The following is a 15,021-nucleotide window of genomic DNA, read 5'->3' on the forward strand; positions in this document are numbered from 1 at the left end:
TCAATTTGAACGGGACCTTGCCTAATATGTTTTCAGCGCTTCCCCCGCTTCCGGTCGTTGTCGCTCGATCCGATAGGACGGATGTCTCGTGAAGATGTATGTATGGAACTGCTGGAGAGTCTCGATCTCGCGGGTGGCTTCCACGAACAGCTTGAGCGACTCGGCCTCCTTGTCCTGTCGGGCGGTGAGCGCTTCGTGGGTGATTCCTACGTTCGGCACCGAGTCGAAAGTCAGCGTGCAGTTTCCGCCCGACAGGCCGAAGACCTTGCGAAAAATAACTTCCGTCCGGGGCATGTGGAACTCGGATGTAATGACCAGAAGGTGCCGCAAGTTCCTCGGATCCGTGTGCAGCAGCCTGGCGAAGTAGGCATTGCCGACGGTGTCGTAAGAGGCGGTCTCGAACAAGATGGAGTCCGGGTGGATTCCCGCGTCGACCAGATACCGTGCGGAGGAAACCGACTCGAAGATCGGAAAGCCATACTTGTCCAATGGCGGCGGCTTGTGTTTGGTGCCGGCGCTCAACGTGATGAACAGCGCATCCTTGTGCAGCGCCATGGCGCGGTCGAGCCGACTTGTGACCCATGGTTGTGGCCTGCCGGTCTCGTCGAGGCCTCCGCCTGGAATCAAGATCGCGTCTGGTCGGTCCACCTCGCCACTGTATTGCGTCAATGTCACAACAGTAAGGTCCTTACGTCCAATGGCGGACCCGCAACCAACGTCTGCGGACGCAAACCGTCGGCGCCACTCTCCGCGCGTCGGAAACGGCTTGGCGGTAAGCGCGGGAGCAGGACAGTGCTGCGGGCCAGATCGAGCGCCGCCGCGGCACGACGGTGCCGGCTTCGGTCAGTGACCGTGGAGGAGGGCGGCGCAGCAGACCTCGCAGGCGCCGCGGCCTTCGGCGAGGGCGTCGGCGGTGGGGACCCAGGTGAGGTCGCCGCGGGTGGCGCCGCGGCGGTCGACCTTGCGCCAGCCGTCCTGCAGGGCGGAGCAGGTTTCGAGGATGTGGAAGACCGCGCCGGAGCGGGTGATGGCGACCCTCGCCGGCAGGCCCTGGGTGCGGGTGGGGCGGCATTCCCAGCAGTGGGTGGCGAGCAGGTCGTGGCGGCAGCGGGCGTCGGACGGGATGGACAAGCGGGCCAGGGACTCGGCGTGGGCCAGTGCCGCGGAGCCGGGGTCCTCCCGCACCCACTCGACCGCGTGCACGTCGCCGAGGTCGGTGGGGTCCACGGCGACGTGCACGCGGACCGGGGCGGGCCGGGTCAGGGCGGCGAGGGCCGCGGCCACCGCGGTCGCGGTCAGTGCGGCCCGGGTCGCCGGGCCGGGGACGCCGCCGTGCAGTTTCCGGGTGTGGTTGCCGTAGTGCAGGACGGCGGCCCAGCCGCCGGCGTCGGGGGTGCGGGCGCCGGCGGCATAAATGTCCACGTATCGATCTGCGGGCACGCGGAATGGTAGCCGGGATCAGGTGGATGCGGTGACCAGGACCTCCTCGACCAGGTCGCGGGGGATGCCGTGGGTGTCGTGCAGGTAGTGGAAGTCGTCGTCGGTGAGAGGGCCGCGCAGCATGAGGCGCTTGATCAGCGGGCGGCCGCGACGCAGGAGCGCGTGGAAGCGGCGCTCCTCGTACACGAGGACGTCCAGGACATAGAGGGGGTCCATCGGCAGGGAGAACCAGTCGAGGGTCGCGCCGAGCGGTTCGACGGGCAGGTCGCCGAGGGTGCGGGTGGGGTCGGAGCGCCACAGGTGGGTGAGGGTGCGGCGGATGAGGCGGCGCAGGACGTAGCCGCGGCCGGTGTTCGACGGGTGGACGCCGTCGCCGATCACGACGACGGAGGAGCGCAGGTGGTCGCAGACGAGCGGGGACGGGTCCCACCGGAGCCAGGGTGAGAAGACGTCGGTGTCGAAGACCGACGATCTGCCCTGCAGGACCATCGACATGCGTTCCAGGCCCATGCCGGTGTCGACGCTCTGCGGGGACAGGACGGACAGGGAGCCGTCGGGGTGGCGTCTGTGGCGCATCATGACGTGGTTCCAGACCTCGACCCATCGGTCGTCGGTGGACGGTGTGCCGCTCGGTGGTCCGTCCCCGGTCCAGATGAAGATCTCCGAGTCGGGGCCGCACGGGCCGGTCGGGCCGTTCGACCACCAGTTGTCCTCGCCGAGCTGCTCGACGGGCACGCCCAGGCGCTGCCAGGTGTCCAGCGAGCCGGGGTCCTGGTCGTGCACCGTGACGTGCAGCTTCGACAGCGGGACCCCGAAGCCGTCGCGGAGCAGCTCGAAGCCCCAGCGCAGGCTCTGGTCGCCGGGGTAGTCGCCGAGGGACCAGGAGCCGAGCATCTGGAAGACCGTCAGGTGCGTGTCGTCGCCGACCTCGTCGAGGTCCGTGGTGCGCAGGCAGCGCTGCACCCCGGTGAGGCGGCGGCCGAGCGGATGGTGGCGGCCTTCGATGTACGGCGTGAGCGGATGCATCCCCGCGCTGGTGAACAGGACGGGGTCGCCCTGCGGGGTGAGGAGCGTGGAGTCGGGGACGAGCGCGTGGCCGCGGTCGCGGTAGAAGTCGAGGAACGTGGTGAGGATCTGGCGGGTGTCCATGAGGGTGGCCCTTCGGGGATGGACCGGAAGACGGGACCCCACGGCGCACACAGAACAGCCGGCGGACCGTTTCCGGTCGCCGGCTGAACTGGAAGAAGATCAGGCAGCAGCGTCCGGCGAGCGGAGAGCTCGCGCGGCAGCGGCGGAGAAGCGCCTGATACGCATGCGGCGAGTGTACCTCAGAAGCGGGACGAGTATTCGACGGTGAACCCGCTGGTGACGGGCACGCCGGCGGTGGTGAAGCAGTTGATCCGGATGCCGAGCGCGCCGGCGCCGGGCGTCCACGGTGCGTGCAGGCCGCAGTAGTGCGACGTGGTGCCGAAGGCGGTGACCTGCACGTTGCCGGGCGGGGACGCGACCCCGCCGAACGAGGCGGTCCAGACCGGCGGGCCGAAGGCGAGCGCGCCGGGCGGGCCGGCGGAGTTGAAGTTCGTCAGCGCCGGGCCGAGCGGCGGGACGTTCCACAGGTAGGCGAACTTGTAGGGCGGGGCGGCGCCCCCGTACAGCGCGCGCTGGTAGTGCCAGGTGAGGGTGAACCGGGTGCTGAAGGGCGCCCCGGCAGCGTTGAAGCAGTAGACGCGGAAGAACTGGCCGTTGGCGGACGACTGCCAGCCGGCGACCTTGCACCTGGCGCCGACGCCGCCGTTGACCGCGGTGACCTGGACGTCGCCCGCCTGCGGGCCGGCGGTGCCGAGGCCGGGCAGCGAGACGGAGTAGACGCCCACGCCGACGTTGGTGTTGGTGTTGGCGGCGCCGACCGAGTTGTACTGGCTGATCGTGCCGCCGCCCGGGGCGCCGTCGACGTAGCCGAAGCGGGCCGCGCCGAACACGCCGGAGCTGCGGGCGAACTGCACGGAGAAGCCGGGCCGCGGGTCGAGGGCGCCGCCGGGGGCGTAGCAGCTGACCCTGACGGTCTCGTCGGCGCCGACGGGACCCCAGGAGTCGGCCTGGCACCAGCGGCCCGGCGGGTCGGTGATCGCGTCGTGCACGGCGGTCACGTGCACGACACCGGCGGCGGCGGCGATGCCGGGGAACCTGACCAGCCACCGGCCGGGCACGACGGGGCTGACGGTGGTCGCGGCCGGCCACTGCTGCGACACGACGCCGCCGGAGTACAGCGCGAAGCCGAACGTGTCGGGCAGCAGCGCGGCGGCCGGCCGGGCGGCGCCGAGGGAGCCGGCGAGCGCGGCGGCGAGGGTGACGGCGACGGTCGCCGCCAGTCGTCTGTACCTCATACAGGTGCCTCCATCCTGAAAAGGAGGAGGCAGCGTATCGACCGGTGTTGATGCACGACGGTCGGGTTCACGACTCGTGGCGCCCCGGGCGCACAAAGAGTCGTTTCAGGTGAAGACCGCCCTCAGCGGGCTTTTTGCGAAGGGCGGCGCTGCAGCTGCGGCGGCAGCAGCGAGCCGCCCTGCTGCTGGCGCTCCCGGGCCTTCGACGCCAGGCGGGTCAGGTAGATCAGGGCCGCGCCCAGGACGCCGACGTCGTCGAGGTAGATCGGGTCGGGCAGCAGGTCCACCGGGGAGACGGTGTAGATGATCGCGCCCCAGAACGCGAACTTGCCGCCGGCACCCATCGCCTGCAGGTATTTGCCGGTCTTCCACACGCGGGTGGCGAGGACGATCGCGACGATCAGCACCCCGACCAGCAGCAACCCGCCGACCGCGAGGAGACCGTAGAACAGGGTGTCGTCCATGGCCATGAGTCTAAGGGCGATACTCGCACCATGCCCGCCGAGTCACCCGCCCGCATCAGCGGCGCCGATCCCGCGTCGTTCGCCGCGTCCGTCCTGCGCGACCGCCACCCGGCGATCGTGGCGCGCGTCCTGGCGGACTTCCCCTTCGCCGCGCCGGTGCGGGACGAGCTTGCAGCGCTCTTGCAGGACCCCACGGTCACCCCGCTGCCGCGCGACGCCCACGACTGCGAGGACTGGGACCGCTGGGGCGCGCCGCACTTCGGCCGGTCGATGTTCGACGTGCCGTTCCTGTGGGCGGAGAACTACTTCTACCGGCGGCTGCTGTACGCGACGGGCTACCACGAGCCGGGTCCGTGGCGGGGGATCGACCCGTTCGGGCCGCAGAAGGCCGCCGACCTGCCGGGGGAGGAGGAGCTGGCGGCGCTCGACGCGCTGCAGGACCTGCCCGAGGACGAGCAGGCCGCGGCGCTGGTCGCGGCGGCGCTGTGGGGCAACCGGGCCGATCTGGGGTTTCAGCTGGCGCACGGCCTCGCCGAGGCGAGCGCCGAGCTGGTCGTGGACGACACCGGGCGGCTCTGGGAGCTGGCCGCCGGCGGCACCGTCTGCGTGGTCGCCGACAACGCCGGCCGGGAGCTGCTGCCGGACCTGGTGCTCATCGACTTCCTGCTGCGCACCGGCCGGGCCGCGCGGGTCGAGCTGCACGTCAAGCCCGCGCCGTACTTCGTCTCCGACGCGCTGACCGCCGACGTCCTGGCCGAGCTGCGGCGCTTCGGGGCGGGCAGTGCCGTCGGGCGGCGGCTGTGGGCGGCGCTGCGGGCCGGGAGCCTGGAGCTCGTCACCGACCCGTTCTACTGCGCCCCGCTGGAGTTCCCGGACCTGCCGGCCGGCCTCGCCGCCCGGTTCGGGGCGGCGACGCTGACCATCCTCAAGGGTGATCTCAACTACCGGCGGCTGGTGGGGGATCGCGACTGGGCGCCGGAGACGTCGTTCGCGGCGCTCACCGCATACTTTCCCGGGCCGGTCGCGGCCCTGCGAACGGTGAAGTCGGACGTGGTCGCCGGGTTGGCCGCGGGCGTCGAGGGGAAGCTGCCGGCGTCATGGCGCACCAGCGGCGGTTTTGCCATGGTCCAAGTGCGGGGTTGAGACAGCGGCGTCGGTGGTGCTGGTGAAGGTCGGTCCGGCCCAGATGCTGCGCTTCGTCGTCATGTTGAGCACTCTGCCGGGCCCCACTTGGCGGCCACTTGCGGTCGGCTTGCGAAACCCCTCAAGGGTGGTGGGGGTCACGCATCGACGGCGCTCTTCAGGCGGAAATATCCGACATGTACGGCGGGCGGCCCATCGCCGGGGGGTTTTGTTCCGTGCGCCTGGGTAGGACCGCGCAATGCAACCTGAAGCCGACGAGTCGGTGCCGGAGCTGGCGGCTCAGCCTGACGACGAGCCGGCGGCGCCCGCGCCACCCCTGACACCGCAAGTCAACTTCCGGGCGAACACCGGCGGCACACCCGCCGCGGCCCTCGCGTCCATGTGGAACGACAGCGACCGGCAGCGCATCCGCGGCCGCTGGCAGGAGCTGCAGGCGAAGTTCCTCGACGACCCGCATCTCGTCGCGGGAGAGGCCGAACGGCTCGTCCAGGAGGCGGTCACGTCCCTGACCGCGTCGCTGGACGCCCGGCGCAGCCAGCTGCACCAGCAGCGGGCCGGCCGCGGCGTCGACACCGAGAACCTGCGCGCCTCGCTGCGCGACTACCGCGAGTTCCTCGACCGCATCCTCGGCCTGTAGGGGGTCCCCCATGAACTCGACGACGATCACGATCGGTCTGGTGGTCCTGGCCCTGGCCGTCGGCGGCTGGATCCTGCTGCGCGGCGGCAAGGAGGAGGAAGAGGAGGAGACGGCCACCTCGTCGACCCCGCCCGCGCCCCGCCCGCCGACGCCGGCCGCCGCGGGCACCATGCCCGCCGCGATGCCTGCCAGCACGATGCCGGCCAACGGGATGTCGCCGAACGGCATGGCGCCCGGTGGGATGGCACCCGGTGGGATGCAGCCCGGTGGGATGCCGCCCAACGCGATGGCGCCCAACGGCATGGCACCCAACGGGATGCCGGTCAACGGGATGGCCGGGCCGGCGACCTACGGTGCCGCCTACGGCGCGGCGACCGGCGTGCCGCAGATGCCGTCGCCGATGTCGTCCGTGCCGGCGGGCGGGACCTACTTCGCGTCGACGTCGACGTCCTCGCTGACGTCGGAGGGGCACGCCTACGAGGTGCGCGCCCGCTGGCAGGAGCTGCAGCTGCGCTTCGTCGACGACCCGCAGACCGCGGCCGGCGAGGCGGAACGGCTCGTCGACGACGCCCTCGCGGGGGTGACCGCGTCGCTGAACGCGCGCAAGGACCAGCTCAGCACGTGGCGGGCCAGCGGCCGCGACGACACCGAGCAGCTGCGGGCGGCGGTCCACGGGTACCGGGACTTCCTGACCCACCTCGTGGGTCCGTAATGACCGTTCTCGTTTGATAGTGCCGGTCTGGCGGGCATACCTCCTGTGAAGGAGGACCGCCATGACAACCACCCAAGTTCTCATCACGATCGTCGTGCTCCTGGTGATCGCGGCGATCGGTTACGGCATCTGGTTCGTCACCCGGCGGCGGGCGCTGCAGCACCGGTTCGGCCCCGAGTACGACCGGGCCGTCGCCGAGGGTGACAGCCGCGTCGCCGTCGAACGTGAGCTCCGCGAGCGGGAACGCCGCCACGCCGAGCTGGAGCTGCGCGACCTCACCCCCGAGGCACGCACCCGGTACACCGCCGCGTGGAGCGAGATCCAGGCCCGGTTCCTCGACGACCCCGACGGCGCCGTCCGCGACGCCGACGCGCTCGTCACCGAGCTGATCGCCGAGCGCGGCTACCCGACCGGCGAATACGAGGAGCAGGTCGCGCACCTGTCCGTGGAACACGCCCGGACCCTCGGCCACTACCGCGACGCGCACGAGATCAGCCGGCTCAGCGACAGTGGCGAGGCCACGACCGAGCAGCTGCGCCAGGCGGTCGTGCACTACCGCACGCTCTTCTCCGACCTGCTCGGCGTCGACGCCACCCCCGGCGCCGCGACCGCGTCCTCCGACACCCGCACAGACACCCACGCAGACACCCGCACCGACGCCGTGGCCGAGGTCGAGGCCGACGGCGGGCACGACGCCGACGCGGTCCGCCGCTCCGCCGCCCGTACCGACGAGGACGACGCCGACGTTCCCGCGCAGCGCGACCCCGCGGACGTCCCCCACGACACCAGCCGCCGGTCGTAGGCCGGGAAAGGAATCCTCCGATGCAGGATCAACGCGGCAACCTCGACGAGAGCCACATGCCCACCCCCCGCCACCCGGCCGAGGACGGCGCCTGGGCGGACATCGCCGACCGGCCCGAGGACCGGGACGGTGACAGGACCGACGACAGGGCCGACGACACGGTTGTGGCCACCGACCACACCGACCACGACGGCGACCACGACGCCGGCGACGTGCGGGACGGCGAGCTGTACCCGGCCGGGACGTATGCGTCCGGGTCCGCCCTGACCGACGCCGATCACGACGGCATCGCCGACCGCGACGACGTCGAGATCGTCGACCACGACCAGGCCCTCGCCGAAGAACGAGCCGAAGAACGAGCCGAGGAACGAGCCGAGGAACGAGCCGAGGAACGAGCCGAAGAGGACGCCGACGAGCGCGCCGAGGCGAACGCCGGCCAGGTCGACGCCCGCGAGGAGGACGAGACCCGCGGCGACGCCGACTTCGTCCCCGGGGACGTGGCCGCGCACCGGGACGACGAGGCGGACGCGGACGTGGCGCAGGCCGACGAGCGCGACGAGGCGGAGGCCGCCGCCGCGGAGGACGCCGAGGACCGCAGCTGGGCCGCGGAGCACGCGACCCAGCTGCGGGCCGGCTCCCTGCCGGAGGATCAGACCGGCACCAACGACGACGCCGACGCCCGCACCGCCACGGACGTGGACGGCACGGCCGCCGAGGACCGCGCGTGGGCCGCGGAGCACGCGACCCAGCTGCGGGCCGGCTCCCTGCCGGAGGACCAGGCGGGCACCGGCACGGACGTGGACGACACGACCGCCGACCACGTCGACGCCTACTCGGACGACCGCACCGCCGTCCTCGTGGACGACGCGGCCGGCACCGACGACGGCGACCCCCGCACGGACGCCGACGCGGACGTCGATGTCGCCGACGACACCGACGCGGACACCGAGGACGAGCGGCGGGACGACACCCTCGCCGGGCCGGTCCTGACCGACGAGCCCGTCGCCACCGGCGCGTACGCCGGCACCGACGAGCCCACGGCCGCCGAGGCCCTCGAAGGCGGCGAGGCGCTCGACGCCGGCGACGTCGTCGCGGTCCCCGTGCCGGTCGGCACCACCGGCGCCGAGGCCGGGCAGGACCTGCGCCCCGGCGCGGTCGAGCCGGTCCCCGTCGGCGCGCTCTGGGCCGACGGCGCCGCCGAGGGTCTGCGGGAGCGGTGGCGTGAGCTGCAGCTGCGGTTCATCGACGACCCGCGGTCCGTCGCGGGCGAGGCCGACCAGCTCGTCGCCGAGGCGGTCTCCACCGTCACCGGCGCCATCGAGTCGCAGCGGGCGCAGCTGAGCGCCTGGCAGTCCGAGGGCAGCGAGGACACCGAGCGGCTGCGGGCCGCGGTCCGCCAGTACCGCGACTTCCTCGACCGCCTGCTGGGTCTGTAACGCTTCCACGGCAAGCTACCCGGTGGTAGCCTCCCTGGTACCAGTCGGTACCAGGGAGGCTGCATGCATGTCAGGATCGCGATCGTCGGCGCGGGCTTCGGCGGCCTGGGCGCCGCGATCCGGCTCAAGCAGCACGGCCACGACGACTTCGTCGTCCTCGAACGGGCCGGCGACCTCGGCGGCACCTGGCGCGACAACTCCTATCCGGGCTGCGCCTGCGACGTCCCCTCGCACGTCTACTCGTTCTCCTTCGCGCTCAACCCGGACTGGAGCAGCACCTACTCGCCGCAGCCGGAGATCTGGCGGTACCTGCGCCGCTGCGCGGACCGGTTCGGCCTGCGCCCGCGCATCAGCTTCGACACCGACGTGCGGCTCGCGTGCTGGGACGACGCCGCCGGGCACTGGCGGATCGAGACGTCCCGCGGCGAGTGGACCGCCGACGTCCTGATCAGCGCCGGCGGCCCGCTCAACGAGCCGGTCATCCCGAAGCTCGCCGGCCTGGAGACGTTCCGCGGCGAGACGTTCCACTCCTCGCGCTGGAACCATGACCTCGACCTGACCGGCCGCAAGGTCGCCGTCATCGGCACCGGCGCGTCGGCGATCCAGTTCGTGCCGGCGATCCAGCCCTCGGTCGCCCGGCTGACCCTCTTCCAGCGCACCGCGGCGTGGGTCATGCCCCGCAACGAGCGGCCGCTGAGGACCTGGGAGCACCGTCTGTACCGGCGGATCCCGGGCGCGCAGCGGGCGATGCGCACGATCGTCTACTGGGCGATCGAGTCCACGGTCATCGGCTTCCTGCGCCCGTCCGTGATGCGGCTGGCGCAACGGGTCGCGCTGCGCAACCTGCGCTCCGCCGTCGCCGACCCGGGGCTGCGCGCGCGGCTGACCCCGGACTACGCGATGGGCTGCAAGCGCGTGCTCAAGTCCGACACCTACTACCCGGCGCTGACCGAGGCCAACGTCGACGTGGTGACCGACCCGATCGCCGAGGTCCGTCCACAAGGGATCGTCACCCGCGACGGCGTCGAGCACGAGGCCGACACCATCATCTTCGGCACCGGGTTCCACGTCACCGACCTGCCGATCGCAGAACGCGTCCGCGGCCGCGACGGCCGCAGCCTCGCCGAGGTGTGGCAGGGCAGCCCGCGGGCGTACCGCGGCACGACCGTCGCCGGCTTCCCCAACCTGTTCCTGCTGCTCGGCCCCAACACCGGACTCGGCCACAACTCGGTCGTGCTGATGATCGAGGCGCAGCTCGAATACGTCCTCGGCGCCCTGCGGGTGCTGGAGCGGGCCCGCAGCGTCGAGCCGCGGGCCGAGGCGCAGCGGGCGTTCACGGCCGCCGTCGACCGCCGCATGACCGGGACCGTCTGGGCGACCGGCGGCTGCAGCAGCTGGTACATCGACGCGACCGGCCGCAACTCGACCCTGTGGCCCGGCTCGACCTGGCGCTTCCGGCAGCGGATGCGCCGCTTCGACCCCCATGCATACGAGGTGATCGCATGAGTGAGCTTCGCGAGCGGATCATGTCGCGGTGTCTTTCGGTGCCTCGTGGCGCCGGTGAGCGGAGCGAGGCGGCGGCATGAGCCTGCACTTCGTCCGCAGCGGCGCGGGGGAGCCGCTCGTGCTCATCCACGGCATCGGCCACCACTGGCGCGCCTGGGAGCCCGTCATCGACCTGCTGGCCGAGCGCCACGACGTGATCGCCGTCGACCTGCCCGGCTTCGGCCGCTCCCCGGCGTCCGCCGAGAACCTCGGCATGCCCAGCGCCGTGGCGGCGATGACCGCGTTCTTCGCCGAGACCGGGCTGGACCGCCCGCACGTCGCCGGCAACAGCCTCGGCGGCGCGATCGCCCTGGAGCTCGCCGCCGCCGGGCACGCCCGCTCGGTGACCGCCCTGTCGCCGGCCGGTTTCTGCACCCCCGCCCAGGTGCGCCGGGCGCTGGGCATCCTGCGCGGCCACCGGGCCGGCGCCTTCACCCCCACCCCGCTGCTGAAGGTGTTCTACCGCACCGGTTTCGGCAAGGCGTTCTCCTTCGGCTGGCTGGTCCGCGACCCGGGGGTCCTCACCGCCGAACGCGCCCTCGCCGACACCCTGGCGCTGCGCGGTGGCAAGGGCTTCGGCGCCGTCGCCCGGCACGGCCGCGGCTACGCGTACACGAGCCGCCCCGACGTCCCGGTCACGATCGCGTGGGGCTCCCGCGACCGGATCTTCCTGCCGGTGCAGGCCGGCGTCGCCCGCGAGCGGCTGCCCGGGGCGCGGCACGTGACCCTCGACGGCTGCGGTCACGTGCCGATGAGCGACGACCCCGCCCTCGTCGCCGCGGTCATCCTGGGGACGACGGCGGCGACGGCGGGCGGCTCAGAAGTGGACGAGGGTGCGGGCGCCGACCCCGTCGCGCATGCGGTCGAAGGCGCCGGGCACCTCGGCCAGTGAGACGTGGTCGGTGACGAGGCCGGACAGGTTCAGCGCGCCCGAGCGGTAGTGCGACAGCAGCACCGGCACGTCGACGGCGGGGTCGGTGCTGCCGTACATGCAGCCGGCCAGCGTCCGGGCGAAGTACGCCACCTCGAGGGCGTTGAACGTCACCTCGTCGGCCGTCGCGCCGAGCCCGAGCACGGTGGCCCGCCCGCCGCGCCGGGTGACGGACCACGCGGCCCGGATCGTCGCCGCCCGCCCCACGCACTCGATCGCGTGGTCGGCGCCCCGCCCGGAGGTCAGCGCCCGCACCTCCTTGGCCAGGGACGGGCCGGGGGACAGGAAGTGGGTGGCGCCCAGGGACTGCGCCAGGTCGGACTTCGCCGGTGACGCGTCGACGGCGATGATCGTCGAGGCGCCGGCGATCCGGGCGCCCTGCAGGGCGGCGAGGCCGACACCGCCGAGGCCGATCACGACCACGGACTGGCCCGGGACCACGCGGGCGGAGTTGAGCACCGCGCCGGCCCCGGTGAGGACGGCGCAGCCGAGCAGGGCCGCCTCGTCGAGCGGGATGTCGGCGGGCACGGGGATGCACGCGTGGGCGCCGACGACGGTCTCGGTGGCGAACGCGCCGGTGCCGAGGCCCGCGTACAGCTCCGCGCCGTCGGCGGTCCGCCCGTACGGCACGCCCCGCGCGTCGTCCGCGTGCGAGCACAGGTACGGCTCGCCGGACTCGCAGAACCAGCAGGACCGGCACGGCGGCGACCAGTTCAGCACGACGTGGTCGCCGACCGAGAGGTCCGCGACATCCGGGCCGGCCTCGACGACCACCCCGGCGCCCTCGTGGCCGAGCACGACCGGGAACGGCTGCCGGAGCGTGCCGTTGGCCAGGGACAGGTCGGAGTGGCAGACCCCGGCGGCGGCGAGCCGCACGCGCACCTGCGAGGGCCCGACGGGGTGCAGTGCCACGTCCTCGACCGAGGCGGGACCGTCGACGGCACGCAGTACCAGAGCGGAGGTCACAGCTGGATCGCCTTCACCGTCGTGAACTCCTCGTAGCCGTGGACGCCGAGCTCGCGGCCGTAGCCGGAGTCGCCGATCCCGCCGAACGGGGCGAGGGGGTTGAACGACCCGCCGTTGACGTCGACCTGCCCGGTCCGCAGCCGCCGGGCGACCGCGAGGGCGCGCTCCTGCGAGCCGGACCAGACGCTGCCGGCCAGCCCGTACGGCGTCCCGTTGGCGATGCGGACGGCGTCGTCCTCGTCGCGGTACCGGATGATCGACAGCACCGGGCCGAAGATCTCCTCCTGTGCGATGACGGCACCGGGGTCGACGCCGGCGAACACGACCGGCGCCACGTAGTACCCGACGTCCGGCACGGCCGCGTTGCCGAAGGCCAGCTTCGCGCCGTCGGCGAGGCCCCGTGCCACGTAGGCGCGCACCCGGTCGCGCTGCGCCGCCGACGCCAGGGGTCCGAGGCGGGTCGACGGGTCGGTGGGGTCGCCGACGGTGTACCGCGACGCCGCCGCGACCGCCAGGTCGACGACCTCGTCGTGCTGCGACTCGTGCACGAGCAGGCGGGTCCAGGCGGTGCAGGTCTGGCCGGAGTTCAGGTAGCAGTTGCCGATGCCGACCTTGACCGCGGCGGCCAGGTCGGCGTCGGGCAGGATCACGTTCGCCGACTTCCCGCCGAGCTCGAGCGACACCCGGGTGAGGTGCCGGGCCGCGAGGGCCGCCACGGTGCGACCGGCGCCCGTCGACCCGGTGAAGGACACGAGGTCGATCCCGGGGTGCCCGGCGAGCGCCGCCCCGGTCGGGTCGCCGTAGCCGGTGACCAGGTTGTAGACGCCCTCGGGCAGCCCGGCCTCGCGGACCAGCTCGGCGAGGCGCAGCGCGGACAGCGGCGCGACCTCGCTCGGCTTGTGCACGACGGTGTTGCCGGCGGCGAGGGCCGGGGCGAGCTTCGCGATCGTCTGGTGCAGCGGATAGTTCCACGGGGTGATGGCGCCGACGACCCCGACCGGGTCGCGCACGATCAGCGAGTTGCCGATCCGCTCCTGCGGCGCGTCGGTGCCGAGCAGGTCGACCATCGAGGACAGCACCGCGATCGGCAGCCCCACCTGCACCTTGCGGGCCACCGCGAGGGGGGCGCCCATCTCCGCGGTGATGATGCCGGCGAGCTCGTCGGCGTGCGCCGCCAGCAGGTCGCGCAGCGCGGCGAGGTGCGCGGCGCGCTCCGCCCGCGACAGCGCCGACCACGGCCCGAACGCGGCCCGGGCGGCGGCGACGGCCGGGTCCACGGAGGCGGTCTCGGGCACGGACCCGACGACCTCCTCGGTGGCCGGGTTGTAGACGTCGATGCTCATCGTTGAGATCTCCCTGTTGAAACGGCTCAGGCGAACGCGTTCACGCCGGTCAGGGCGCGGCCGATGATGAGTTTCTGGATCTGGCTCGTCCCCTCGTACACGGTAGTGACCCGTGCGTCGCGCAGGTATTTGCCCACCGGGTACTCGTCGATGTAGCCGTAACCGCCGAACACCTGCAGGGCGTTGTTGGCCGCGCGGACCGCCGCCTCCGACGCGTAGAGCTTCGCCGTGGACGACTCGGTGGCGAAGGGCAGCCCCCGGTCGATCAGGTCGGCGACCCGCCAGGTGAGCAGCCGGGCCGCGTCGGCCTCGACGGAGATGTCGGCGATGAGCTGCTGCACGAGCTGGAACGAGGCGATCGGCCGGCCGAACTGCTCACGCTGCTTCGCGTAGGCGACGGCGGCGTCGAGGCAGCCCTGGATGATCCCGACGCAGCCGGCGGCCAGGGACATCCGCCCCTTCGCCAGGGCCGACATCGCGATCCTGAAGCCCTGGCCGAGGTCGCCGAGCAGCGCGTCGTCGCCGACGGTGACGCCCTCGAAGGTCAGTGCCGCGGTCGCCTGCCCGCGCAGCCCGAGCTTGCCGTGGATCTCCTCCACCCGCAGCCCGGCGGTGTCCGTCGGGACCAGGAAGGCCGAGACGCCCTTCGGGCCCGCTTCGCCGGTGCGGGCGAAGACCAGCGCGACCTGCGCCCAGGTGCCGTTGGTGATGAACATCTTCGAGCCGTCCAGGCGCCAGCCGCCGTCCACCCGGGTGGCCCGCGTGGCCAGGGCGCCCGCGTCGGAGCCGGTGTCGGGCTCGGTCAGCGCGAAGCAGCCGAGGGCGTCGCCGCCGCACAGCCGCGGCAGCCAGGCCGCCTTCTGCTCGGCCGTGCCGTAGCCGTTGATGCTCTTGGCGACCAGGCCGAGGGACACCGACACGATGCCGCGCACCGACGAGTCGCCCTTGCCGAGCTCTTCGAGGACCAGGCAGTAGGTGGTGTGGTCGCCGCCGCTGCCGCCGTGCTCCTCGGGGATCGTGATGCCGAAGATGCCCAGGCCGGCGAGCTTCTTGACGATGGCGAGGTCGACCTGCTCGGCCCGGTCCCAGGCGGCGGCGTGCGGGGTGATCTCCCGGCCGACGAACTCGGCGGTCATCTGCCGGATCGCGCGCTGCTCGTCGCTGAGCGTGAAGTCCATGGCCACCCCTGAGGTCGCTGCGAGCCCGGTCCGTTAACTA

Annotated in this window: 15 protein-coding genes; 7 read left to right on the plus strand and 8 right to left on the minus strand. The window is 72.7% G+C overall.

Annotation, left to right across the window (positions count from 1 at the left end; all coding sequences use genetic code 11):
- Nucleotides 1-21 precede the first annotated feature (21 nt).
- The 5 genes from ACZ6TV_RS32500 to ACZ6TV_RS32520 all read right to left on the minus strand — a co-directional run bounded on the left by ACZ6TV_RS32500 (nucleotide 22) and on the right by ACZ6TV_RS32520 (nucleotide 4,288).
- Nucleotides 22-648 carry a YdcF family protein gene (locus ACZ6TV_RS32500; protein ID WP_465301136.1) on the minus strand — a complete coding sequence of 209 codons (627 nt, stop codon included), beginning with the start codon at nucleotides 646-648 and terminating at the stop codon, nucleotides 22-24.
- A 195-nt stretch (nucleotides 649-843) separates the two neighbouring features.
- Nucleotides 844-1,440, minus strand: a complete 597-nt coding sequence (locus tag ACZ6TV_RS32505) for a hypothetical protein (RefSeq protein ID WP_465301138.1) — start codon at nucleotides 1,438-1,440, stop codon at nucleotides 844-846.
- An 18-nt stretch (nucleotides 1,441-1,458) separates the two neighbouring features.
- Complete coding sequence (locus ACZ6TV_RS32510) at nucleotides 1,459-2,589, minus strand: alanine--tRNA ligase-related protein (RefSeq protein ID WP_465301140.1); 1,131 nt, start codon at nucleotides 2,587-2,589, stop codon at nucleotides 1,459-1,461.
- 179 nt (nucleotides 2,590-2,768) lie between these two features.
- Nucleotides 2,769-3,824 carry a hypothetical protein gene (locus ACZ6TV_RS32515; RefSeq protein WP_465301142.1) on the minus strand — a complete coding sequence of 352 codons (1,056 nt, stop codon included), beginning with the start codon at nucleotides 3,822-3,824 and terminating at the stop codon, nucleotides 2,769-2,771.
- Between the two features lie 122 nt (nucleotides 3,825-3,946).
- Entirely contained in the window at nucleotides 3,947-4,288 is a 342-nt protein-coding gene (locus ACZ6TV_RS32520) for a YkvA family protein (protein WP_465301144.1), read from the minus strand.
- A 30-nt stretch (nucleotides 4,289-4,318) separates the two neighbouring features.
- Here ACZ6TV_RS32520 and ACZ6TV_RS32525 point away from each other — a divergent pair, with 30 nt between their 5' ends.
- The 7 genes from ACZ6TV_RS32525 to ACZ6TV_RS32555 all read left to right on the plus strand — a co-directional run bounded on the left by ACZ6TV_RS32525 (nucleotide 4,319) and on the right by ACZ6TV_RS32555 (nucleotide 11,455).
- Nucleotides 4,319-5,431 carry a damage-control phosphatase ARMT1 family protein gene (locus ACZ6TV_RS32525; RefSeq protein WP_465301146.1) on the plus strand — a complete coding sequence of 371 codons (1,113 nt, stop codon included), beginning with the start codon at nucleotides 4,319-4,321 and terminating at the stop codon, nucleotides 5,429-5,431.
- A 238-nt stretch (nucleotides 5,432-5,669) separates the two neighbouring features.
- Nucleotides 5,670-6,068 (plus strand): hypothetical protein, encoded by a 399-nt coding sequence (locus tag ACZ6TV_RS32530; protein ID WP_465301148.1) that lies wholly within the window; start codon nucleotides 5,670-5,672, stop codon nucleotides 6,066-6,068.
- A 10-nt stretch (nucleotides 6,069-6,078) separates the two neighbouring features.
- Nucleotides 6,079-6,780, plus strand: coding sequence for a hypothetical protein (locus tag ACZ6TV_RS32535; RefSeq protein ID WP_465301150.1), 702 nt, complete (start codon nucleotides 6,079-6,081; stop codon nucleotides 6,778-6,780).
- A gap of 61 nt (nucleotides 6,781-6,841) precedes the next feature.
- The gene (locus ACZ6TV_RS32540; protein ID WP_465301152.1) at nucleotides 6,842-7,582 is read left to right on the plus strand and encodes a hypothetical protein; all 741 of its coding nucleotides are present in this window, start codon (nucleotides 6,842-6,844) and stop codon (nucleotides 7,580-7,582) included.
- Nucleotides 7,583-7,602: 20 nt separating this feature from the next.
- Nucleotides 7,603-9,018 (plus strand): hypothetical protein, encoded by a 1,416-nt coding sequence (locus ACZ6TV_RS32545; protein ID WP_465301154.1) that lies wholly within the window; start codon nucleotides 7,603-7,605, stop codon nucleotides 9,016-9,018.
- Nucleotides 9,019-9,081: 63 nt separating this feature from the next.
- Complete coding sequence (locus ACZ6TV_RS32550; protein WP_465301156.1) at nucleotides 9,082-10,524, plus strand: flavin-containing monooxygenase; 1,443 nt, start codon at nucleotides 9,082-9,084, stop codon at nucleotides 10,522-10,524.
- 76 nt (nucleotides 10,525-10,600) lie between these two features.
- Complete coding sequence (locus tag ACZ6TV_RS32555; protein ID WP_465301158.1) at nucleotides 10,601-11,455, plus strand: alpha/beta fold hydrolase; 855 nt, start codon at nucleotides 10,601-10,603, stop codon at nucleotides 11,453-11,455.
- Here ACZ6TV_RS32555 and ACZ6TV_RS32560 read toward each other — a convergent pair.
- Genes ACZ6TV_RS32560 through ACZ6TV_RS32570 form a run of 3 tightly spaced genes read right to left on the minus strand, consistent with a single transcriptional unit; the run spans nucleotide 11,381 to nucleotide 14,981 of the window.
- Complete coding sequence (locus ACZ6TV_RS32560; RefSeq protein WP_465301160.1) at nucleotides 11,381-12,460, minus strand: Zn-dependent alcohol dehydrogenase; 1,080 nt, start codon at nucleotides 12,458-12,460, stop codon at nucleotides 11,381-11,383. The two genes, ACZ6TV_RS32555 and ACZ6TV_RS32560, sit on opposite strands and share 75 nt — an antisense overlap.
- The gene (locus ACZ6TV_RS32565; RefSeq protein ID WP_465301162.1) at nucleotides 12,457-13,803 is read right to left on the minus strand and encodes an aldehyde dehydrogenase family protein; all 1,347 of its coding nucleotides are present in this window, start codon (nucleotides 13,801-13,803) and stop codon (nucleotides 12,457-12,459) included. The genes ACZ6TV_RS32560 and ACZ6TV_RS32565 overlap by 4 nt, the downstream gene beginning before the upstream one ends.
- A 26-nt stretch (nucleotides 13,804-13,829) precedes the next feature.
- Nucleotides 13,830-14,981: an acyl-CoA dehydrogenase family protein gene (locus ACZ6TV_RS32570; protein ID WP_465301164.1), complete on the minus strand. Its 1,152-nt coding sequence runs from the start codon at nucleotides 14,979-14,981 to the stop codon at nucleotides 13,830-13,832.
- Nucleotides 14,982-15,021: the final 40 nt, after the last annotated feature.

This window comes from Dactylosporangium sp. NPDC051087 (assembly GCF_055586325.1).

What these genes read in the sequence shown, in the direction of transcription:
- ACZ6TV_RS32550 (WP_465301156.1), top strand. Translation starts at nt 9,082, where the DNA reads ATGCATGTCAGGATCGCGATCGTCGGCGCGGGCTTCGGCGGCCTGGGC.
- ACZ6TV_RS32515 (WP_465301142.1), bottom strand. Translation starts at nt 3,824, where the DNA reads ATGAGGTACAGACGACTGGCGGCGACCGTCGCCGTCACCCTCGCCGCC.
- ACZ6TV_RS32520 (WP_465301144.1), bottom strand. Translation starts at nt 4,288, where the DNA reads ATGGACGACACCCTGTTCTACGGTCTCCTCGCGGTCGGCGGGTTGCTG.
- ACZ6TV_RS32565 (WP_465301162.1), bottom strand. Translation starts at nt 13,803, where the DNA reads ATGAGCATCGACGTCTACAACCCGGCCACCGAGGAGGTCGTCGGGTCC.
- ACZ6TV_RS32555 (WP_465301158.1), top strand. Translation starts at nt 10,601, where the DNA reads ATGAGCCTGCACTTCGTCCGCAGCGGCGCGGGGGAGCCGCTCGTGCTC.
- ACZ6TV_RS32570 (WP_465301164.1), bottom strand. Translation starts at nt 14,981, where the DNA reads ATGGACTTCACGCTCAGCGACGAGCAGCGCGCGATCCGGCAGATGACC.
- ACZ6TV_RS32540 (WP_465301152.1), top strand. Translation starts at nt 6,842, where the DNA reads ATGACAACCACCCAAGTTCTCATCACGATCGTCGTGCTCCTGGTGATC.
- ACZ6TV_RS32545 (WP_465301154.1), top strand. Translation starts at nt 7,603, where the DNA reads ATGCAGGATCAACGCGGCAACCTCGACGAGAGCCACATGCCCACCCCC.
- ACZ6TV_RS32510 (WP_465301140.1), bottom strand. Translation starts at nt 2,589, where the DNA reads ATGGACACCCGCCAGATCCTCACCACGTTCCTCGACTTCTACCGCGAC.
- ACZ6TV_RS32530 (WP_465301148.1), top strand. Translation starts at nt 5,670, where the DNA reads ATGCAACCTGAAGCCGACGAGTCGGTGCCGGAGCTGGCGGCTCAGCCT.
- ACZ6TV_RS32525 (WP_465301146.1), top strand. Translation starts at nt 4,319, where the DNA reads ATGCCCGCCGAGTCACCCGCCCGCATCAGCGGCGCCGATCCCGCGTCG.
- ACZ6TV_RS32535 (WP_465301150.1), top strand. Translation starts at nt 6,079, where the DNA reads ATGAACTCGACGACGATCACGATCGGTCTGGTGGTCCTGGCCCTGGCC.